At 52.8% G+C, this 21,323-nt stretch carries 21 protein-coding genes; 13 read left to right on the top strand and 8 right to left on the bottom strand.

Translation table 11 applies throughout. The features are described 5' to 3' along the window. The first annotated feature begins 20 nt into the window (after window positions 1-20). A complete protein-coding gene (gene fpr / locus VH187_RS11005; RefSeq protein WP_329701492.1) occupies window positions 21-767 on the top strand; it encodes a ferredoxin--NADP(+) reductase in 747 nt (248 codons plus the stop codon). Here fpr and VH187_RS11000 read toward each other — a convergent pair whose 3' ends face one another. Then, window positions 768-1,187 (bottom strand): DUF805 domain-containing protein, encoded by a 420-nt coding sequence (locus VH187_RS11000; protein ID WP_329701491.1) that lies wholly within the window; start codon window positions 1,185-1,187, stop codon window positions 768-770. A gap of 115 nt (window positions 1,188-1,302) precedes the next feature. On the opposite strand from VH187_RS11000, the gene VH187_RS10995 reads away from it, so the two are divergent. After that, complete coding sequence (locus VH187_RS10995) at window positions 1,303-1,902, top strand: DUF1454 family protein (RefSeq protein ID WP_329701490.1); 600 nt, start codon at window positions 1,303-1,305, stop codon at window positions 1,900-1,902. A 109-nt stretch (window positions 1,903-2,011) separates the two neighbouring features. Next, window positions 2,012-2,779: a triose-phosphate isomerase gene (gene tpiA / locus VH187_RS10990; RefSeq protein ID WP_329701489.1), complete on the top strand. Its 768-nt coding sequence runs from the start codon at window positions 2,012-2,014 to the stop codon at window positions 2,777-2,779. A 56-nt stretch (window positions 2,780-2,835) separates the two neighbouring features. On the opposite strand, the gene VH187_RS10985 is transcribed toward tpiA, so the two are convergent. Continuing rightward, entirely contained in the window at window positions 2,836-3,591 is a 756-nt protein-coding gene (locus VH187_RS10985) for a CDP-diacylglycerol diphosphatase (protein WP_329701488.1), read from the bottom strand. Window positions 3,592-3,684: 93 nt separating this feature from the next. Then, window positions 3,685-4,674 (bottom strand): sulfate ABC transporter substrate-binding protein, encoded by a 990-nt coding sequence (locus VH187_RS10980; protein WP_329701487.1) that lies wholly within the window; start codon window positions 4,672-4,674, stop codon window positions 3,685-3,687. Window positions 4,675-5,297: 623 nt separating this feature from the next. On the opposite strand from VH187_RS10980, the gene VH187_RS10975 reads away from it, so the two are divergent. Genes VH187_RS10975 through VH187_RS10965 form a run of 3 tightly spaced genes read left to right on the top strand, consistent with a single transcriptional unit; the run spans window position 5,298 to window position 9,039 of the window. Continuing rightward, complete coding sequence (locus VH187_RS10975) at window positions 5,298-6,440, top strand: polysaccharide export protein (RefSeq protein ID WP_329701486.1); 1,143 nt, start codon at window positions 5,298-5,300, stop codon at window positions 6,438-6,440. After that, window positions 6,440-6,880, top strand: coding sequence for an arsenate reductase/protein-tyrosine-phosphatase family protein (locus VH187_RS10970; RefSeq protein WP_329701485.1), 441 nt, complete (start codon window positions 6,440-6,442; stop codon window positions 6,878-6,880). The genes VH187_RS10975 and VH187_RS10970 overlap by 1 nt, the downstream gene beginning before the upstream one ends. Before the next feature lie 11 nt (window positions 6,881-6,891). After that, window positions 6,892-9,039 carry a polysaccharide biosynthesis tyrosine autokinase gene (locus VH187_RS10965; RefSeq protein ID WP_329701484.1) on the top strand — a complete coding sequence of 716 codons (2,148 nt, stop codon included), beginning with the start codon at window positions 6,892-6,894 and terminating at the stop codon, window positions 9,037-9,039. Between the two features lie 81 nt (window positions 9,040-9,120). Here the strand turns inward: VH187_RS10965 and zapB are convergent, their stop codons facing one another. Then, window positions 9,121-9,366 (bottom strand): septal ring assembly protein ZapB, encoded by a 246-nt coding sequence (gene zapB / locus VH187_RS10960; RefSeq protein ID WP_329701483.1) that lies wholly within the window; start codon window positions 9,364-9,366, stop codon window positions 9,121-9,123. 421 nt (window positions 9,367-9,787) lie between these two features. On the opposite strand from zapB, the gene VH187_RS10955 reads away from it, so the two are divergent. Together VH187_RS10955 and glpK are read left to right on the top strand one after the other, a co-directional pair. Continuing rightward, on the top strand, window positions 9,788-10,633 hold the full coding sequence (locus VH187_RS10955; protein ID WP_329701482.1) for an MIP/aquaporin family protein: 846 nt from the start codon (window positions 9,788-9,790) through the stop codon (window positions 10,631-10,633). A gap of 22 nt (window positions 10,634-10,655) precedes the next feature. Further along, window positions 10,656-12,161 carry a glycerol kinase GlpK gene (glpK, locus tag VH187_RS10950; protein ID WP_329701481.1) on the top strand — a complete coding sequence of 502 codons (1,506 nt, stop codon included), beginning with the start codon at window positions 10,656-10,658 and terminating at the stop codon, window positions 12,159-12,161. 105 nt (window positions 12,162-12,266) lie between these two features. Here the strand turns inward: glpK and gltS are convergent, their stop codons facing one another. Continuing rightward, on the bottom strand, window positions 12,267-13,469 hold the full coding sequence (gene gltS / locus VH187_RS10945) for a sodium/glutamate symporter (RefSeq protein ID WP_329701480.1): 1,203 nt from the start codon (window positions 13,467-13,469) through the stop codon (window positions 12,267-12,269). A gap of 277 nt (window positions 13,470-13,746) precedes the next feature. Between gltS and VH187_RS10940 the strand changes: the two genes are divergently transcribed. The 3 genes from VH187_RS10940 to nepI all read left to right on the top strand — a co-directional run bounded on the left by VH187_RS10940 (window position 13,747) and on the right by nepI (window position 18,307). Beyond that, the gene (locus VH187_RS10940) at window positions 13,747-15,135 is read left to right on the top strand and encodes a nucleobase:cation symporter-2 family protein (protein WP_329701479.1); all 1,389 of its coding nucleotides are present in this window, start codon (window positions 13,747-13,749) and stop codon (window positions 15,133-15,135) included. Window positions 15,136-15,255: 120 nt separating this feature from the next. Beyond that, the gene (locus VH187_RS10935) at window positions 15,256-17,007 is read left to right on the top strand and encodes an AsmA family protein (RefSeq protein WP_329701478.1); all 1,752 of its coding nucleotides are present in this window, start codon (window positions 15,256-15,258) and stop codon (window positions 17,005-17,007) included. 118 nt (window positions 17,008-17,125) lie between these two features. Continuing rightward, entirely contained in the window at window positions 17,126-18,307 is a 1,182-nt protein-coding gene (gene nepI, locus VH187_RS10930; protein ID WP_329701477.1) for a purine ribonucleoside efflux pump NepI, read from the top strand. Window positions 18,308-18,321: 14 nt separating this feature from the next. Here nepI and VH187_RS10925 read toward each other — a convergent pair whose 3' ends face one another. Beyond that, window positions 18,322-18,612 (bottom strand): YicS family protein, encoded by a 291-nt coding sequence (locus tag VH187_RS10925; protein ID WP_329701476.1) that lies wholly within the window; start codon window positions 18,610-18,612, stop codon window positions 18,322-18,324. Window positions 18,613-18,814: 202 nt separating this feature from the next. Between VH187_RS10925 and VH187_RS10920 the strand changes: the two genes are divergently transcribed. Beyond that, a complete protein-coding gene (locus VH187_RS10920) occupies window positions 18,815-19,189 on the top strand; it encodes a hypothetical protein (protein WP_329701475.1) in 375 nt (124 codons plus the stop codon). Here VH187_RS10920 and VH187_RS10915 read toward each other — a convergent pair whose 3' ends face one another. After that, window positions 19,190-20,092, bottom strand: coding sequence for an EamA family transporter (locus VH187_RS10915; RefSeq protein WP_329701474.1), 903 nt, complete (start codon window positions 20,090-20,092; stop codon window positions 19,190-19,192). It abuts the gene before it with no gap. Between the two features lie 160 nt (window positions 20,093-20,252). Between VH187_RS10915 and VH187_RS10910 the strand changes: the two genes are divergently transcribed. Then, window positions 20,253-20,669 (top strand): GNAT family N-acetyltransferase, encoded by a 417-nt coding sequence (locus VH187_RS10910; RefSeq protein WP_329701473.1) that lies wholly within the window; start codon window positions 20,253-20,255, stop codon window positions 20,667-20,669. Here VH187_RS10910 and VH187_RS10905 read toward each other — a convergent pair. Next, window positions 20,666-21,322, bottom strand: a complete 657-nt coding sequence (locus VH187_RS10905) for a TetR/AcrR family transcriptional regulator (protein WP_329701472.1) — start codon at window positions 21,320-21,322, stop codon at window positions 20,666-20,668. The genes VH187_RS10910 and VH187_RS10905 overlap by 4 nt on opposite strands. Between the last annotated feature and the right edge of the window lies 1 nt (window position 21,323).

Raw genomic sequence — 21,323 nt, 5'->3', positions numbered from 1 at the left:
AACGTAGCGAGGAGAAGATCATGGCGGATTGGGTTACAGGTAAAGTTACCAAAATCGAGTACTGGACAGACGCCCTGTTCAGCCTCACCGTGCATGCCCCCGTTCACCCCTTCACTGCCGGACAGTTCACGAAACTGGGGCTGGAAATCGACGGCGAGCGCGTCCAGCGCGCCTATTCCTACGTTAATGCGCCGAATAATCCCGATCTCGAGTTCTATCTCGTCACTGTTCCTGATGGCAAGCTGAGTCCACGGCTGGCTGCGTTAAAGCCCGGCGACGAAGTGCAACTGGTCAGTGAGGCTGCGGGCTTCTTTGTGCTGGATGAAGTACCGGATTGTGAAACGCTGTGGATGCTGGCGACAGGCACCGCATTGGGGCCGTATTTGTCGATTTTGCAGGAAGGTAAAGATCTGGAGCGATTTAAAAACCTGGTGCTGGTTCATGCGGTTCGCTACGCCGCTGATCTCAGCTATCTGCCGCTGATGCTTGAATTGCAAACGCGTTATGAAGGGAAGCTCAAGATCCAGACCGTAGTAAGCCGTGAAAATGTGCCTGGCTCTCTAACGGGTCGCGTTCCGGCGTTGATTGAAAGCGGTGAGCTGGAAGCGGCAACCGGTTTGACGATGACCGCTGAAAACAGTCACGTGATGTTATGCGGTAACCCACAGATGGTGCGTGACACTCAGCAGTTGCTGAAAGAATCCCGGCAGATGACTAAACACTTACGTCGCCGGCCGGGCCATATGACCGCCGAACATTACTGGTAATCAGCGGTATTTCACATCCAGGGTATCTTTGCCGTATTTGTTTTCACCCTGAGTGCCAACGAATGCGCCCAGATCAATCAGCATCATGACGATAATCAGGGTCGGGATAAACCGGCCCACACCCCACTGCCAGATACCCGGCAGAATGGCCCAGTTCCCGGCCAATAGCATCCACGCCAGAATCATCAATAACGCCCAGATGCCTGATTTACCACGGTCGTGCAGACGTTTTACCGTCACGGCGGCAGTCGGCCACAACAGGCACACCAGTGCAAATGCGGCGGTTTGCAGACTCAGCCAGTCGCTGCCCGCGAGGGTAAACAGGACAATCATCGCCAGTAGCCAAATGCCCATCCAGATCCAAAAGTCACGGCGTCCAATACGCCCTTTAATTGAGAACAACCACTGCTGCAGGGTCATAGGAAATTCCTTATCATTGTCATGGTGCGTAGTTTACCCTGAAGTGGTCTCTTTTTGACAAGCGGGGCGGTTTACCGTTTTAATCGTCCTCAGAAAATAATTTTAGGTGCTGGATATGATGAAATGGCTGACTTTGTGTTTTATTGGGCTGACAACGCTTGCTGTCGGCCCGAGCGCGCTGTCGGCTGAAACAGGCGAAACCACGACCGCGCCTTATTTGCTCTCGGGTTCACCCACGTTTGATCTCTCTATCAGTCAGTTTCGCGAGAAGTTTAACGCCGACAATCCGACGCTGCCGCTGAACGAATTCCGCTCCATCACCACCAGCCGCGACCAGCTCACGCTCACCCGCGCAGCCAGTAAAATTAATGAAAATCTTTACGCTTCCACGGCACTTGAGCGTGGAACACTAAAGATTAAATCGATGCAGATAACCTGGCTGCCGATTCAGGGGCCGGAACAAAAGGCCGCCAAAGCCAAAGCGCTGGAGTATATGAGCGCGGTTTTACGCGTCTTCACACCAGCCATCACCAAAGCACAAAGCCTGCAAAAACTGCAAAAGCTTCTCGCCGCCGGAAAGAACAAACGCTACTACTCCACCAGAGAAGGTGCTCTTTCGTATGTGGTGGCAGATAACGGCGAAAAGGGCCTGACCTTCGCTGTTGAACCGATTAAGCTGGCGCTATCTGAGACGCTTGAAAGCAACAATAAATGACAAAAAGCAAAGCCTTTCCAGCGCTGTATCTCTATACTGTTTCACAGACCATGCTGCCCTGAAGGGCGGCCATCTTCCTTAATTCGCTTTCTTAGCGTGGAGAATTCAAATGCGACATCCTTTAGTGATGGGTAACTGGAAACTGAACGGCAGCCGCCACATGGTAAACGAGCTGGTTGCTAACCTGCGTAAAGAGCTGGCCGGTGTGACCGGTTGTGGCGTTGCTATCGCGCCACCGGAAATGTACATCGACCTGGCTATTCGCGCCGCTGGCGGCAGCCACATCGAGCTGGGTGCACAGAACGTTGACCTGAACCTGTCTGGCGCATTCACTGGTGAAACCTCTGCGGAAATGCTGAAAGATATCGGTGCGAAATACATCATCATCGGTCACTCAGAGCGTCGTACTTACCACAAAGAATCTGACGAACTGATCGCCAAGAAATTCGCCGTGCTGAAAGAGCAAGGTCTGATTCCGGTTCTGTGCATCGGTGAAACCGAAGCAGAAAACGAAGCGGGCAAAACCGAAGAAGTTTGCGCACGTCAGATTGATGCAGTTCTGAAAACTCAGGGTGCAGCGGCATTCGAAGGCGTGGTAATCGCTTACGAACCAGTATGGGCTATCGGTACTGGCAAATCTGCCACCCCAGCGCAGGCTCAGGCGGTTCACAAATTCATTCGTGATCACATTGCTAAAGCAGACGCGAAAGTGGCTGAGCAAGTCATCATTCAGTACGGCGGTTCCGTAAACGCAGCTAACGCGGCTGAACTGTTCACCCAGCCTGACATCGACGGTGCGCTGGTTGGCGGTGCTTCCCTGAAAGCTGACGCTTTCGCGGTGATCGTTAAAGCAGCAGAAGCGGCAAAACAGGCTTAATCGCCGTTTTAGCACGACAGCATTTAGACCCGGTCGGCATCACGCCTCCGGGTTTTTTATTGCAGAATTTCGCAACGATGATCCTGAATCTCTTCCGCAGATGCGCGGTTAAGCGTCAGCAGATCGCGCTCCGTTGCCAGCAAGACAAACGTCCCATCACTTTGTTGCACCATAGCCAACGCAAAACGCCCCATATGGTCGCGCGCCTCCGGCACTTCTTCTGCCAACATCATGAACGGACTTTTCTGCACAAGCTCACTCTCCGTGACACGACGCGCAAGATATTGATGATTGCGCAATCCATCCGGCAACGGTAGCCAGCGGCTGCTGATCGACGCCATGCTGGCGTTGAGCCGCTGGCGCACATCTGGGCGGAGGCAGGAGATGTGGATGTGGAAATGGTTTTGCGTGCGCCCGGTGCGCGAATTGATGGTCAGCGATACCGCTGAATCCGGCACAGGCGAACCGTGGAGTTTGCTCATCAGTTGGCGGTTCTGCCACGCTTGCCAGAAGAAATTGGGGGTTTGCGCATTCAACAGCAAGGGGCTTTCAGTCCCGTTGATTCGATAAGTCGGCATCAGCAGGTATTGCAGCGGCCCATTGCGGTCCTTAAACAACACATAGCCGCCTTTCAGATTCACCGTGGTGCAAGGCGCAGGCGACTGATGCTGTTGCTGGTTGGGGACGCACTTATCGATAACAAAATGGCGTAAAGCATCGGGATTACCGGAATGTAGCCAGTACCAGCCACCAGCGGCTGCCCCGGCGACCACGACAATCACTGCCAGAATCACATATTTGATACGCTTCATTTTTCGGTCCCTGTGAAAGCTCAGAAGCGAAAGGGTAGCGCAAAATCATGACCAAAGAAAAACGGCCCCGCAGGGCCGTCACTGTTAACGCCGTTATCGCTGACTAATCTGGTCAAACGTCCCGCCGTTGGAGAAGTGCTCTTTCTGCGCTTTCGTCCAGCCGCCAAATTCCTGATCGATGGTAAACAGCTTCAGTTTCGGGAATTCGCTTTCGTATTTTTTCGCTACCGCCGGGTCGCGAGGACGATAGTAGTTCTTCGCCACAATATCCTGACCTTGCGGGGTGTAGAGATACTTAAGATAGGCTTCTGCAACCGAACGGGTGCCTTTCTTGTCGACAACTTTGTCGACCACAGAAACGGTCGGTTCTGCCAGAATCGACTCGCTCGGCGTAACGATCTCGAATTTGTCTTTACCCAGTTCGTTCGTCGCCAACAGCGCTTCGTTTTCCCAGGCAATCAGCACATCGCCAATGCCACGCTCAACAAAGGTATTGGTGGAGCCGCGCGCGCCGGAATCCAGCACTTCCACGTTTTTATACAACGCCTTCACGAAGTCCTGTGCTTTTGCCTGATCGCCGTTGTTGTGATGCAGGGCATAACCCCAGGCTGCCAGATAGTTCCAACGCGCTCCGCCGGAGCTTTTCGGGTTCGGCGTGATCACCGATAAACCAGGTTTTACCAAATCGTTCCAGTCGTGGATTTTTTTCGGGTTGCCTTTGCGCACCAGGAACACGATGGTCGAGGTGTAAGGTGCGGAGTTATCGGGCAGGCGTTTAATCCAGTTTTTATCAATGCGACCACGCTCGGCAATAGCATCCACATCATAAGCCAGCGCCAGGGTGACCACATCGGCTTCGATACCGTTAATCACCGACGTTGCTTGTTTACCGGAGCCGCCATGTGACTGGCGAATCACCACGTTATCGCCCGTTTGCTGTTTCCAGTAAGCGCTGAATGCTTTGTTGTAGTTATCGTACAGCTCGCGTGTTGGATCGTACGATACGTTCAGTAGCTGAATGTCTTTTGCCAGAACGCCAGCGGAAGCCAGCAAAAGCGTTAACCCCAAGCCTAACTTGTTCATCGACCGCTCTCTTAATTGATGTGTTGTTGAGCGTAGCCTGCCAGAAACAGAACCGATGATTAAAGAATAAAAAAAGATTGGCTATAACTTTACGTGATAAGGCAGAAGCGCCATTACCCTTTTTATTCTAATCATTTTCTCATTCCATGATGGGCTCCACGCAGCCTATCAACAATATGGACATTATTACCATGGTGGGTATTCCTACTGATCTCTAAAGAAAAGAAATGCACACCATCTAAATATACACACTATTCATCTTGATTATTCAATTCATCTCATGAACACCTAAATAAAGATAATCTTCCGACTCTGAGAATAGAGATGTCGTTGCACATTAATGCAACAACTATAATTTTCATGTAAATTAATAGGTTAAATATATAATCCAAAAATAGACCACAAAGATTAAATACCAGACATTTAAAAATTGATAACATCAATAGTACTCTCGGAGTCTAAAAAACCAAAAAATACCCTCTTACTGTGGCAGTGGCTACTGGTAGGGTGGTGACTCTTCGTATTAAAACCATGGACGGCGATCATCAGTCTTTTTTTATGAATTTCAATGCGTAAAAAAGCCTGCCGTGAAAGCGCGCATACACTATTAACGATAGAACATCATGAAAAAAGTCTATTTTATATTTCCCGTAATAGCATTTCTTTCCACGGTGCTGGCGGGCTGCACGATTATTCCCGGTCAGGGTCTCAGTCTCTCCCAGAAAAAAAAGGTGGAAACGGCGGACAGCCATTTCGATCTGGATAAACGGATCAGCGTTTACCCTTTAACGCCGCAGCTCGTAGAACAATTGCGTCAGGCACCAGTCACATCACGTCAAAATCCTGAACTTGAAGCTCTCCTCAAACGCTATGAATACCAGGTAGGAGTCGGCGATGTCTTAATGGTGACCGTCTGGGATCACCCTGAGCTGACAACCCCGGCGGGGCAATACCGCAGCGGAAGCGACACGGGCAATTGGGTAAAATCTGACGGTACGATTTTCTATCCTTACATCGGCAAATTGCAGGTCGCAGGTCAATCACTGGAGGAAATTCGTAATCAGGTCACTCGTGGTCTGGACAGCGTTATCGAAAGCCCACAGGTCGATGTGAGCGTAGCCTCGTTCCGTTCGCAGAAAGCCTATGTCACCGGTGAAGTCGCTAAATCAGGCCAGCAGGCCATCACCAACGTTCCCCTTACCGTGATGGATGCCATTAACGCGGCGGGCGGTTTAACGGCCGATGCCGACTGGCGCAACGTGGTGCTTACGCACAACGGCACCGACATCCCTGTTTCGCTTTATGAACTGATGCAGCGTGGCGATCTCACGCAAAACCACCTGCTTTACCCAGGGGATATTCTTTTCGTGCCACGTAACGACGATCTGAAAGTTTTCGTTATGGGTGAAGTGACCAAACAGAGGACGCTAAAAATGGATCGCAGCGGCATGACGCTTGCGGAAGCAATAGGCAATGCCGAAGGCATTAACGAAGGAATGGCGGATGCCTCGGGGATATTTGTCATTCGCCAGAATAATACTAAAGCGGAGAACGGCGACCTCGCAAATATTTACCAGTTGGATGCGAAAGACGCCTCCGCCATGGTATTGAGCACCGAATTCCAGCTGCAACCCTACGATATTGTCTATGTCACGACGGCTCCACTCGTTAGATGGAATCGTGTGGTTTCTCAATTAGTCCCAACGATTACTGGCGTTCACGATATGACAGAAGCCGTCCGTTACTTCAGAACATGGCCACACTGATGCTGAATACTATTCTGATCGTTTGCACGGGTAATATCTGCCGATCGCCAATGGGTGAGCGGTTCCTGCAAAGTCGATTACCGCAGAAAAAGATTGATTCCGCGGGCACTGCCGCCCTGATCGACCATAGCGCTGACATGGACGCGCTGCGTATTGCAAAAAAATTTGGCGTGTCTCTTGAGGGACATCGCGGCCGCCAGTTTACCCCTACACTCAGCGCGGCCTATGACTTGATCCTGGTGATGGAAAAAGAACATGTCAGGCACATCACTCATATCGCCCCTGAAGCGCGAAGTAAAACCATGCTACTCGGCCATTGGTTCAATCAAATAGAAATTCCGGACCCTTGGCATAAAAGCGATGAGGCCTTTGATCATGCTTATCAGCTTATCGATCGGGCATGCCAGGCATGGGTCAGCAAACTCGTTGGTAAATTTTAGGTCACAACTCGATGTCTTCGACAAATACAGCACACTACCCACAGAAAAACCCTGAGGAAATTAATCTCGGGGAGTTGCTTGGTGAACTAGTTGATCACTATAAACTGATTATTGCCATTAGCGCTTTTTTTACGCTTGTAGCACTGTTCTATGCCTTCACCGTCACCCCCGTTTATCAGGCCAATGCGCTGATTGAGATAGAACAAAAACAAGCGAACTCATTACTGAATAATCTGAGCCAGATATTGCCGGATAGCCAACCACAGTCGGCGCCTGAAATCACACTGCTCCAGTCAAGGATGATCCTCGGTAAAACGATTGATGATCTGGGCCTGCAAATCAAAATCAAACGCCGCTATACCCCGGTTATCGGTAGCCTGATGGCAAAGCTGACCGATGAAAAACCGGGTAACGTTAAAATAGCAGAGCTGCAATTACCAACCGGGAACGCGGACAACGCGGTCGCCACTCTTGAGGTAATGTCAAAGGATACCTATCGCCTTTCCGGAAAAGACTTTGAGCTAAAGGCCCACGTCGGCGAACGCCTGCAAAAAGAGGGCGTATCGATACTCGTCACGCAAATTGATGCTGAGCCAGGTGCCCGTTTCAGCGTCACTTGGTTAACCCGCCTTAAGGCGATTGCAGATCTACAGGAAAACTTCAACGTGGCCGATCGGGGCCGTGATACTGGTATGCTTAACCTGACGATGACCGGAGAAAACCCGCAACTCATCACCGACACACTCAACAGTATCAGTGACCACTATCTTGCGCAGAATATTGCCCGTCAAGCGGCACAAGACGAGAAGAGCCTTGAGTTTCTTAACGCTCAATTGCCCAAAATTCGCAGTGAACTCGACGCTGCCGAAGGGAAGCTCAACGACTATCGAAAGCAGAAAGATTCTGTCGATCTAAACATGGAAGCCAAGTCCGTCCTGGAGCAGATCGTTAATGTCGATAATCAGCTTAATGAATTGACCTTCCGGGAAGCCGAAGTGTCACAGCTCTACAAAAAAGACCACCCGACCTATCGGGCATTGATGGAAAAACGCCAGACATTGCAAGGCGAGAAGGCGAAGCTGACTAAACGGGTCAGTTCAATGCCGTCAACGCAGCAGGAAGTGTTGCGCATGAGTCGCGATGTTGATTCCAATCGAATAGTCTATCAACAACTCCTTAATCGCCAGCAGGAGTTAAACGTCACAAAATCCAGCAGTATCGGCAACGTGCGAATCATTGATGATGCGGTCACGTTACCGAAGCCAATAAAACCCAAAAAAGCGCTTATTGTGATGATTGGCCTGCTGTTTGGCGGATTTATTTCCATTACTTGCGTATTGCTGAAAGCCGCGCTGCATAAGGGAATTGTGTCACCGGACGACCTGGAAGACAAAGGCGTTGACGTCTACGCCTGCATTCCCTATTCGGAGTGGTTAAGTAAGCATAACAACAAAAGCCGTCAAAACGAATCCGACGTCCTTTTGGCTGTACAAAACCCAGCTGACCCGGCAATTGAGTCTCTGCGCGGCCTGCGCACCAGTCTTTATTTCACGATGATGCAGGCGAAAAATAATGTGTTAATGATCTCTGGCACGAGCCCAGGTTCAGGAAAAACCTTTATCAGCAGCAACCTGGCCGCCGTCTTTGCACAAACGGAGAAAAAAGTCCTGCTAATTGATGCCGATCTGCGTAAAGGCTATTTGCACAGTCTGTTGGGCCTGGAGGAAAAGACGGGCCTGGCTGAAATCCTCTGCGGGAAAAAGACGTTTGAACAGGCGGTAGTGACCCCTCCAGGAATGGGGATTGATTTCATCGCTCGCGGGCATATCCCTCCTAACCCTGCAGAACTCCTGATTAGCAATCAATTCAAAAGGTTACTGGAAAAAATATCGCCGCTTTATGACCTGGTCATCATCGATACACCGCCGATCATGGCCGTCACCGATGCCACTATCGTGGGTCGTCATGCCGATACTGTTTTGATGGTTGCCCGCTTCGAGGAAAACACGGTCAAAGAAGTGATGACCAGCATGCGTCGCTTTGAGCAAAACGGAATTGAGGTAAAAGGCTGGATCCTGAATGGAATCCAAAAGCGAGCGAGCAGCTATTACCGCTACGGCCACAGTCCGTATGCGTACAAGTACAACGAGAAAAATTGAAAAATTATCGAAGAGTGGTGTGAGCTTACACCGATGAATATTCCCTTCCCCTTAGCAGTCAGGGGGAAGGGAGAGGAAGCGTTAAACTTCTTCCATACGGCCCAGCAACGCTTGCAGGCGTTCCTGCCAGCCGTGCTGCTGTTCTTTCAGTTGGTTGTTTTCGCGCTCAAGATCTTCACGACCGTGCTGTGCGTTATGCACTTCCTGCGACAGCGCGTTGTTCTTCTCTTTCAGCTCTTCAATTTCCATCTGCAGCAGGGTGATGGTATCAATCGCCTGCTGAACTTTAGATTCCAGTTTCTCAAATACTTCTAATGACATCGTCATACCTCTCCTGAATTTGCAAGGCGTTGATCTCGTCCCGGAACCCCGGCGACGCCTTAACGAAAATAAGCATACCGCTATGCATCCGATTGTATGGAGCGCCGCCCTAACTGTCCAGCGCCAGGGCGCACCTATCGCGGTTTACAACACATTTCAGTCTATACCTGGAGCGTTCGCGTCAAATACCCCTAAATTGTTAACCCATTCGTTAAATAAATGATTACCCGAGCAGATTGACAACGGTCAAAACACGCACTTCATGGCGCGAAAACGCTCATTTTATTGACTCAGCACACAGATTTTGATTTCGATATTTCTCGTTTTTGTTCGTTAACGATAAATTAACAGTATACCTACATGGCAGCATGGTCGTCTTCGACCACCATGTTCACAATAATCATTCATCTGTCTTCAGGATCCGATCATGAGTCAAACATCAACCTTAAAAGGCCAGTGCATTGCCGAGTTCCTTGGTACCGGGTTGTTGATCTTCTTCGGTGTTGGATGCGTTGCCGCGCTGAAAGTTGCAGGCGCGAGCTTCGGTCAGTGGGAAATCAGTATTATCTGGGGTTTGGGCGTGGCGATGGCCATTTACCTGACTGCAGGGGTTTCCGGCGCGCACCTCAATCCCGCAGTGACGATTGCCCTCTGGCTGTTTGCCTGTTTCGACGGGCGTAAAGTGGTTCCCTATATCATTGCGCAAGTTGCCGGTGCATTTTGCGCAGCCGCGTTAGTTTACGGGCTTTATTACAACCTTTTCATCGACTTCGAACACACGCACAATATGGTGCGCGGCAGCGTTGAAAGTCTGGAGCTGGCCGGTATTTTCTCGACGTACCCGAACGCGCATATCAACTTTATGCAGGCCTTCGCGGTAGAAATGGTGATCACCGCTATTCTGATGGGTGTCATTCTTGCGCTCACGGATGACGGTAACGGTGTGCCTCGTGGACCGATGGCACCGCTGCTGATTGGCCTGCTGATCGCGGTTATCGGTGCGTCGATGGGGCCGTTGACTGGTTTTGCGATGAATCCGGCGCGTGATCTCGGCCCGAAAACGTTCGCCTGGCTCGCGGGCTGGGGCAACGTGGCCTTTACCGGCGGCAAAGATATTCCTTACTTCCTGGTGCCGCTGTTCGCACCGATTGTCGGCGCATCGCTGGGTGCCTTCGGTTATCGCAAACTGATTGGCCGCAATTTGCCGTGCGACGTCTGCGAGGTGGAAGAGAAAACCTCCACCAGTACCACACAACACAACGCTTCGCTGTAATCTGACTACGGGACTTAGCATTATGACTGACAAAAAATACATCGTTGCCCTCGACCAGGGTACAACCAGCTCCCGCGCCGTTGTCATGGATCACGACGCTAATATCGTCAGCGTTTCACAGCGCGAATTCGAACAAATTTATCCAAAGCCTGGCTGGGTCGAGCACGACCCTATGGAAATCTGGGCCTCACAAAGTTCTACGCTGATTGAAGTGCTGGCGAAAGCCGACATCAGTTCTGATGAAATCGCCGCTATCGGCATCACCAACCAGCGCGAAACGGCGATTGTGTGGGATAAAGAAACCGGCAAGCCGATTTACAACGCTATCGTCTGGCAATGCCGCCGCACCGCAGAAATCTGCGAGCAGCTAAAACGCGACGGCATGGAAGACTATGTGCGCTCAGCGACCGGCCTGGTTATCGACCCTTACTTCTCCGGCACCAAAGTGAAGTGGATCCTCGACCATGTAGAAGGCGCGCGTGAACGCGCTAAACGCGGCGAACTGCTGTTCGGCACCGTCGACACCTGGCTCATCTGGCGTATGACGCAGGGCCGCGTGCACGTCACCGATTACACCAACGCCTCGCGCACCATGCTGTTCAACATCCATGACCTGGACTGGGACGACAAGATGCTCGACGCGCTGGATATTCCGCGCGTGATGCTGCCAGAAGTGCGCAAATCATCCGAAGTGTACGGTCAGACCAACATCGGCGGTAAAGGCGGCACGCGTATTCCTATCGCCGGGATCGCTGGTGACCAGCAGGCGGCACTGTTCGGCCAGCTGTGTGTGAAAGAAGGGATGGCGAAAAATACCTACGGCACCGGCTGCTTTATGCTGATGAACACCGGGGAAACGGCGGTGAAATCAGAGCACGGCCTGCTGACCACTATCGCCTGCGGCCCGAAAGGCGAAGTAAATTATGCACTGGAAGGCGCGGTATTCATGGCGGGCGCATCCATTCAGTGGCTGCGTGATGAAATGAAGCTGATTAACGACGCTTTCGATTCCGAATATTTCGCAACCAAAGTGAACGATACCAACGGCGTGTACGTGGTTCCGGCGTTTACCGGCCTCGGCGCACCGTACTGGGACCCGTATGCTCGCGGTGCGATTTTCGGTCTGACGCGCGGTGTGAACTCGAACCACATTATTCGCGCCACGCTTGAATCCATCGCCTATCAAACCCGTGATGTGCTGGAAGCGATGCAGGCTGACTCCGGTATTCGTCTGCACGCCCTGCGCGTCGACGGCGGTGCAGTTGCCAATAATTTCCTGATGCAATTCCAGTCAGACATTCTCGGGACGCGCGTAGAGCGTCCGGAAGTGCGTGAAGTGACGGCTTTAGGCGCGGCGTATCTCGCCGGTCTGGCGGTGGGCTTCTGGCAGAATCTGGATGAGCTTAAGGAAAAAGCGGTGATTGAACGTGAGTTCCGTCCGGGGATTGAAACCACCGAGCGTAACTACCGTTACAGCGGCTGGAAAAAAGCAGTGAAACGCGCAATGGCGTGGGAAGAGCACGAGTAAGGTTTTGCTGGATACGCCCGGTGGCGCTATCGCTGACCGGGCGTACAACACATCAAAACATCAAAATCCCCTATGGATTTCGGATCACAGGAAGATGACGGGGATTTAACCGAACATCGGTAGCAGCAGATAGAGCTTAATCACCAGCGCATTCACGATATCAATAAAGAATGCCCCGACCATCGGCACGACCAGGAACGCCATGTGTGACGGCCCGAAACGTTCGGTGATCGCCTGCATATTGGCAATCGCCGTTGGCGTCGCCCCCAGACCAAAACCGCAGTGACCCGCCGCCAGCACCGCTGCATCGTAGTTTTTACCCATCATACGATACGTCACAAACACTGCGTATAACGCCATCGCCACAGCCTGCACGGTCAAAATGGCCAGCATCGGCAGCGCCAGAGAAGCCAGTTCCCACAGTTTCAGACTCATCAGCGCCATCGCCAGGAACAGCGATAATGAGACGTTGCCGAGAATCGACACGGCGCGCTCAAAGACGCGATAAAAACCCAGCAGTGCCAGACCGTTGCTGAGGATCACCCCAACAAACAGCACACAAACAAAGGTCGGCAACTCAAAGGTTGTACCCGCCAGCATATGTGCAACGATTTTGCCGATGGTCAGACAGATGGCAATCATCGCGATGGTTTCAATCAACACCAGCGAAGTGATCATGCGACCCACTTCTGGCTTTTCGAACGCGGTTGGCACAGCCTGATCGTCCGGCTGACCGTTCGGCGTAGACGAGTGCTTCACGAGGTAACGCGCCACCGGGCCGCCAATCAGGCCGCCCAGTACTAAACCAAAGGTCGCACAGGCCATCGCCACTTCGGTGGCATTAGCAAAACCGTAGCGCTCGACGAACAGCTTACTCCAAGCCGCACCAGTGCCATGACCGCCGGAAAGCGTGATGGAGCCAGCCAACAGACCCATCAGCGGATCGAGGCCCAGCATTTTCGCCATGCCAATCCCGATGGCGTTCTGCATCAGCAGCAGCCCGACAACCACAATCAGGAAAGTGCCCAGCACTTTGCCGCCTGCACGCAGGCTTGAGAGATTCGCGTTCAGACCAATGGTCGCAAAGAATGCCAGCATCAGCGGATCTTTGAGGCTCATATCAAAGTCGATTTCCCAGCCCATGCTTTTTTTCAGCACCAGCAACGCCAGCGCAGCCAGCAGGCCGCCAGCAACCGGTTCGGGGATGGTGTATTTTTTAAAGAGGGGAACGGTATGGACCAGTTTGCGTCCTAACAGCAACACCAGTGTTGCCGCAACAAGCGTCGATAAGGTATCGAGATGAAACATAAAAGCTCCTTGTTAGCGCATAATCCAATGACTCGCGTGGGGGTGACCGATAGCGAATTGTTCTCATCAATAATTATCAGGAGCCGGATTTTACGCAAAAGGCAGTGAATAATGACAGGAAAAATTGTGGGTAGCGGCGATTTTTGCGACAAAACATGCAAAAACAGCATAAAAACCTGGGTACTTATTCATAGTTAACATATTAAAAGCAACCGTTTGCTTTTACCTGGCAGTCCGCTAAAATCCTCCCTTTCCCACCACCGGACCGCCTCTGAAAATGTCAGTGAACACCTTAGAAGCCGAAAATGCGCAACCGATTGCGCCTATGCATAACAGCGAGCTTATCTACCGCCTTGAAGACAGACCGCCGATGGCGCAAACGCTGTTTGCGGCCTTTCAGCACCTGCTGGCGATGTTTGTGGCGGTGATCACGCCCGCACTGTTGATTTGCCAGGCGCTCGGCTTACCGGCTGACGATACGCAGCACATCATCAGCATGTCACTGTTCGCGTCCGGTGTGGCTTCTGTTATTCAGATCAAAGCGTGGGGCCCGGTCGGCTCCGGGCTGCTGTCGATTCAGGGCACCAGTTTTAACTTTGTCGCCCCGTTAATTATGGGCGGAACCGCGCTGAAAACCGGTGGTGCGGATGTACCAACCATGATGGCGGCGCTGTTCGGCACGCTGATGCTGGCCAGTTTCACCGAGATGGCGCTCTCCCGTGTACTGCATCTGGCGCGGCGTATCATCACCCCGCTGGTTTCCGGCGTGGTGGTGATGATTATCGGCCTGTCGCTGATTCAGGTCGGCCTGACGTCCATCGGTGGGGGTTACGCCGCGATGGCCGATCATACTTTTGGCGCGCCGAAAAACCTGCTGTTGGCCGGTATCGTGCTGGCGATCATTATCGTGCTTAACCGCCAACGTAACCCGTATCTGCGCATCGCTTCACTGGTGATCGCGATGGCAGCAGGCTATGCCGCGGCGTGGTTTATGGGAATGCTTCCGGAAACGGCCCCCACCAACAGCCCGGTTATCATGGTGCCAACGCCGCTCTATTACGGCCTCGGTATCGACTGGAATCTGCTGCTGCCGCTGATGCTGGTCTTTATGATCACCTCGCTGGAAACCATCGGTGATATCACCGCCACCTCCGATGTCTCCGAGCAGCCCGTCTCTGGCCCGTTATACATGAAACGTCTGAAAGGCGGTGTGCTGGCGAATGGCCTGAACTCCTGCGTTTCAGCCATTTTCAACACCTTCCCAAACTCCTGTTTCGGACAAAACAACGGCGTTATCCAGTTGACCGGCGTGGCCAGTCGCTACGTCGGTTTCGTGGTGGCGTTGATGCTGATCGTGCTCGGCTTGTTCCCTGCGGTAAGTGGTTTTGTGCAGCACATTCCTGAGCCAGTGCTCGGCGGCGCAACGCTGGTGATGTTCGGCACCATTGCGGCCTCCGGCGTACGTATTGTTTCCCGTGAGCCGCTGAATCGCCGCGCGATCCTGATTATCGCCCTGTCGCTGGCGGTGGGTCTTGGCGTTTCTCAGCAGCCGCTGATCCTGCAATTCGCACCTGACTGGCTGAAAAATCTGCTCTCTTCCGGTATCGCTGCGGGCGGTATTACCGCGATTGTTCTGAATCTGGTTTTCCCCCCAGAGAAGAGCTGACGCCCGTCACGGCGGTGGTGTCAACCGCCGCCGTGAAACCTTATTAAACGAATCCTTCCTTGAGGAATGCGCACAAATCGTGCATAACTCCTTTATGTGCCCTTCACTGGATGGAAGACGATGAAATTTATCGGGAAGCTGCTTCTTTGGCTGCTGATTGCCCTGCTGCTGGTTGTGGTAGCGTTCTACTTTTTACTGCAAACACGCTGGGGCGCGCGTGAAGTCAGCGGCTGGATTTCCAGCAACACCGATTACCACATCGCGTTCGACGCGATGGATCATCGTTTTTCCTCTCCATCACACATTCTGCTGAAAAACGTCACCTTTGGTCGTGACGGCAAACCCGCAACGCTGGTTGCCAAAACGGTGGATATTGGCCTGAGCAGCCGCCAGCTCACCGATCCGCTACACGCCGATACCATTACCTTGCAGGACGGAACGCTGAATCTGTCACCGTCTACTGCGCCGTTCCCGTTTGAAGCCGATACGTTGCAGCTCAGCAATATGGCGTTTAACAGCCCGGAAACCGGTTGGGATCTCAGCGCGCAGCGCGTGACCGGCGGCGTTTCGCCATGGCTACCCGAAGCGGGCAATGTGCTGGGTAAACAAGCGCAAATTCAGATGAGCGCTGGTTCGATGACGCTTAATAGTATGCCTGCGACGAACGTTCTGGTGCAGGGCAGCATCGACAACGGGGTGGTTACGCTTGGCACCGTCGGGGCGGATATCGCTCGCGGCTCGCTGACGGGCAACGCCAAACGTAACGCCGACGGCAGCTGGCTGGTCGACAGCCTGCGCCTGACCGACATCCGTATGCAAAGCGAAAAATCATTGGCGGATTTCTTCGCCCCGTTAACCACCGTCCCGTCACTCACTATCGGTAGCCTGGAAGTCACCGATGCGCGTCTGCAAGGCCCTGATTGGGCGATAGCCGATCTCGATCTCAGCCTGCGCAATATCACGCTGAGCAAAGGCGGCTGGAACAGCGATGGTGGGCGTTTGTCGATGAATGCCGACGAATTTATCTACGGCTCGTTGCATTTGACGGACCCTATTTTTAACGCAGAGTTTTCGCCAAAAGGCGTCGCTTTGCGCCAGTTTACTTCGCGCTGGGAAGGCGGGATGGTGCGCACTTCCGGCAACTGGTTACGCAACGGTGATGCGTTGGTGCTCGACGATACAGCTATCGCCGGGCTGGAATACACGCTGCCGCCTAACTGGAAACAGCTGTGGATGGAATCACTGCCAGACTGGCTGCAAAACGTGACGCTGAGTAAATTCACCGCCAGCCGTAACCTGGTTATTGACATCGATCCTGCGTTCCCGTGGCAAATCACATCGCTTGATGGCTACGGCGATAACTTACAGTTGGCGAAAAACGGTAACTGGGGTGTCTGGAACGGAAACGCCGCGCTGAACGCTGCAGCGGCAACATTCAACCGCGTGGATGTTCGCCGTCCTTCTGTGAAGCTGACGGCGAACGGTTCGGTGGTCAACATCAACGAACTGAGCGCGTTTACGGAGAAAGGCATTCTGGAAGCCACCGCGGCCGTTTCCCAGCAACCTGAACGCCAGACGGCCATCAGCCTTAATGGACGCGGCGTGCCGTTAAATATTCTGCAACAGTGGGGTTGGCCGGTCTTGCCGATTACCGGTGACGGTAATCTTCAACTGCGTGCCAAGGGTACTGTTCAGGCCAGCGCACCGCTAAAACCGACGGTCAACGGGCAGTTGCATGCGACGAACATGGCGAAACAAGAAGTGACGCAGACGATGACTAACGGTGAAGTCAGCACGCCGCAGCCCGTGGCGCCTGCGCCAACGAACGCAGCACCGGCTTCTGTTCCAACGCCTGCTCCACTCGCTCAGTAACCCATCTCCCTCTCTCGCCGGGAGAGGGAATCCCTCGCTATAGTTGCCAAAACGTTAAATACGTCACAAACAAAATGTTACACTGCGCAACTTTCTCACCGAAATTGCGCAGGTCCCCATGAGCGAATGTACTGAAACACTCCCCCGACAAGAGACACTCACCCGTCCGAACTGGTCGGCGGTTTTTGCCGTGGCGTTCTGCGTTGCCTGCCTGATTACCGTTGAATTTCTGCCTGTGAGTCTGTTGACGCCGATGGCGCAAGAACTCGGTATTACCGAAGGCGTTGCCGGGCAATCGGTGACCACAACGGCCTTCGTAGCGATGTTTGCCAGTCTGTTCGTGACGCATGTGATTGGTCGCACCGACCGCCGCTACATCGTGATCCTGTTTTCCGTATTACTGACCATTTCCTGCCTGTTGGTCTCTTTTGCTTCCAGTTTCGGCCTGTTACTGCTTGGACGCGCATGCCTGGGGCTGGCGCTTGGCGGCTTCTGGGCGATGTCTGCCTCGCTGACGATGCGATTAGTACCGGCCCGATTAGTGCCAAAAGCGCTTTCGGTGATATTCGGTGCGGTCTCTATCGCGCTAGTTATTGCCGCCCCGCTCGGCAGTTTTTTAGGCGGGATTATCGGCTGGCGCAACGTCTTTAACGGCGCGGCGCTGATGGGATTGCTGTGCGTAGTGTGGGTCTGGAAAGCGCTGCCATCCCTACCAGGGGAAACCGGGCAGAAAGCGAATATGTTCGGCTTGTTAAAACGCCCTGGCGTGCTCGCCGGGATGAGCGCCATCTTTATGGCCTTCGCCGGACAGTTCGCGTTCTTTACCTACATTCGCCCGGTGTTCACGACTCTGGCAGGCTTTGATGTCGATGGCCTGACACTGGTACTGCTGAGCTTTGGCATTGCGAGTTTTGTCGGCACATCACTGTCGGCAGTTATCCTAAAACGTTCAGTCAAAGTCGCGCTGGCGTGCGCGCCGCTTATCCTGGCAATCAGCGCCGCAGTGTTAGTGCTGTGGGGAAGTGAAAAATGGGTGGCAGCAACAGTGGCGATTGTCTGGGGCTTTGCCTTTGCGCTGATCCCGGTAGGCTGGTCAACGTGGATCACCCGCTCACTGTCCGATCAGGCAGAAAAAGCGGGGTCTATTCAGGTCGCTGTCATTCAGTTAGCAAATACCTGCGGCGCTGCCGTGGGCGGTGTGGCGCTGGATCATTTTGGGCTGCTGTCGCCGTTAATGCTATCAGGCACGTTGATGCTGCTCACGGCGCTGTTAGTCGCGACAAAAGTGCGAAACAAATAATCCAGCCGCTCGGATCACATATCCGGGCACTGAATCTGCCCGATGGCGTCCCAGTAGTACTTCTGGTTATTGCGCTCAAGCGCCACCGTCGCGTCCTGCACGTGACGTTTGTTGTCCTCATTCGAGAGAATTTTATTGCCGAAGTCGTTGTCGCTCATGTTCTTGCTCGGCGTGCAGGTTTTTTTGACGTCTTTCATCACCTGCTGTTTTTGCTGCTCAAACTGCAACCCTTTCAACGGAGTGCTGGCATAAACGGCAGGCGCTGCCAGGCAGGCCAGCAGACAGAGAACTGGAATGGCTTTCATAGGGGATCCCTTCTGTTGCAACATCGTACCTTCAACTATATGTGCTGGCCGGCCGCTACGCAAACGCGTAAAAAATAATTTATTTCTAAATCAGTCAATTATGGAAATTATCGTGCGAAGGCATGATTGACAGTCTCTGGCGCAGTCCACGGTATCTACCCCATAAGGTCAATATTTCCACATAAAAATTGGGCGTAAGGTGATGAGCATTCACTCTCTGCCGGAGACGCTTGTTTTGCCTGAACTAAACCCTTTCACCGCCCGCTGGAGTCGAGGCGGGAATTTGCTTTGCCACGGACACTGGATCCTCGAATGGCAGGGAAAACCCATCGAACTACCGGAACCTCGTCGCGAAAAGGACATGGGAACGTGGGGAATTTATTCGATAATCGACCCGGAAGATGAAACCTTTGCTCAAGGTCAGCATGAAGACGACTGGATTGTTGAAAACGTCGAGTGGCTGACCGATCTCTTTTTTGACAATGGCATTGCGCTGGAAGCAGAAAATTACCGCGCCTTTTACCGCGCGGTAAACCGTGACGACTGGCGTTGTACCAGTTGTGCGGGCTGTATGTAATTAGCTCAAGCGCGCATGACGACGCGAATCGAGCGAAATCAGCACCACTGAGGACAGGATAAGCAACGTGCCAATCCAGTCCGGAACCGCAAAACTCACGCCCAGCAACAACACGGATAACAATGCGCTACTCAGCGGTTCGGCGCAGCTCAGAACGCTGGCTTTCGGCCCGCCAATCATCTGCGCGCCTTTTAAATACAGGCTGAATGTCAGCGACGTGCCTATCACCACGAGATAGAAAAATGCCAGCACCAGACTGCCATTGATCACAAAGTGCATTCCTTCCCCGGCGTAGAACGGCAGTAAAATCGCCCCGCCGATAAACATACTCCAGCCGACAATCGGCAGCGTGCCGTAACGGGCAATCAACGTTGACGGATAGGTCGTGTAGAACGCGGCGGCAAAAGCCGATGCAATGCCCCAGAACAAGGCGGCAGGCGAGATAGACAGTGACGTCGGGTCGCCGTGCGTGACCAGCAAAAAAGTGCCTATCAGCGATGTCAAAATAGCGGCAAACACCAGCATACCGGGGCGCGATTTTCGCGCGATGGCAAACCAGGCGACGATAATGGTCGGGGAGAGAAACTGGAGCACGGTTGCCGTGGCCGCGTTCGATTTCTCAATCGTCAGCAGGAACGTGAGTTGTACCGTTAACGCCCCGACAATCGAAAACAGCAGCAGGCTGAGCGCATCTTTTCGACTCTTCATGATGCGGAAAATGTGATCGCCATGAACAAAACTCAGCATCAACAGAATGAACCCGGCAAACAGCAGACGAACCATAGTCAAAAACGGCGATGACATCTGGCTCTGCTCCATGATGTATTGCGCACAAACGCCAGAACTTCCCCACAGCACTGCGGCTATCAGAACGTTCAGCATCCCTTTTCTGCTCGAGCCCATCTTTTCCTCAACAACCTGATTTCTTTGCCCGCGATGATAGCACAAGGCATTAAATACGGGCGGTGGTCGCGTTCAATACACCTGGTTTTAGTCATTGAGAACTTCGTTGTCACACTCAATAATGGAACAAAATTGATAACCCCAAACGCGGAGAGAGACCATGAAAATTGAAGTAACCGAAAAAGTCACTCAACAGGATCAGGAAGAACTGTTTACCGGTTTGCGCGCTTATAACAGCCAGTTTATTGATACCAGCAACTGGTTTGAATTGGGGGTCTATGCCCGCGATGAAGAGGGTAAAATGCTCGGCGGGTTGATAGGTAAACGCAAAGGCGACTGGCTGTGCATCGACTATTTATGGGTGAGCGAAACTGCACGCGGTAAAGGACTGGGCAGTGAGTTGATCCGCGAAGCGGAAAACCGTGCCCGTGAATGGGGCTGCAGTCACGCATTGGTGGATACCGCCAGTTTCCAGGCGCTACCGTTTTATCAGAAGTACGGCTTTACCCTCAAACTTTCCCTCGATGACTTCCCGCACGCGGGCATGCAACGCCACTACCTGAGCAAACCGTTCTAAGCGCCAATCCCCTGGCCCATCATCGCCAAGGCGTGACGCACAATGACGTCAGGGGAAACCGATTTCATGCGCTCATCCGTGCGCAACCGAGAAAACGGCACCAATACCAAGCTTATCAATGTGGTGATTAAAAGTTCGGGCGAAAGCTCGGGATTGAGTTTGCCGCTCTCCTGCCAGCGAATAACGGTAGAGAGCAATTTATGGTGCTTATCTTCACCAAAACGCGCATGCATATGCTGACGCAGCACCGGCATTTCACCGATCATTTCCTGCATCCACAGCGGAGCAAACCAGGCGTTTTGTTCTGCCAGTTCCGCCAGTATTCGAACCATGATGGTGAGTGCAGTAACGGGGTCATCAGGATGTTCAGTAAAGGCGGTACTGATGCGGTTGCGCAGCGGCATAAAACGTTCTTCAAGGATTTGGTCGATCAGCGCTTCGCGGGAGTTGAAATAGTAGTGCAGCATCGCTGGTGTCACGCCTGCTTCTTTGGCAATCGCGTTCAATGAGACACGCGCAATCCCCTGACGGGCGAACAGCGCCAGCGCGAGATCCATCAACTGTTCGCGGTTATCGGCCCCAGCCGTTTTTCCACGCGGTCGCCCTGGGCGGCGGGGTTTCTCGGATTTTTCTTTGCCATTCTGTGCTTTCATT

The organism is Scandinavium sp., from assembly GCF_036271055.1.
In the GTDB taxonomy this organism is placed as follows: domain Bacteria; phylum Pseudomonadota; class Gammaproteobacteria; order Enterobacterales; family Enterobacteriaceae; genus Scandinavium.
This window is presented reverse-complemented; position numbering and strand designations above follow the sequence as displayed.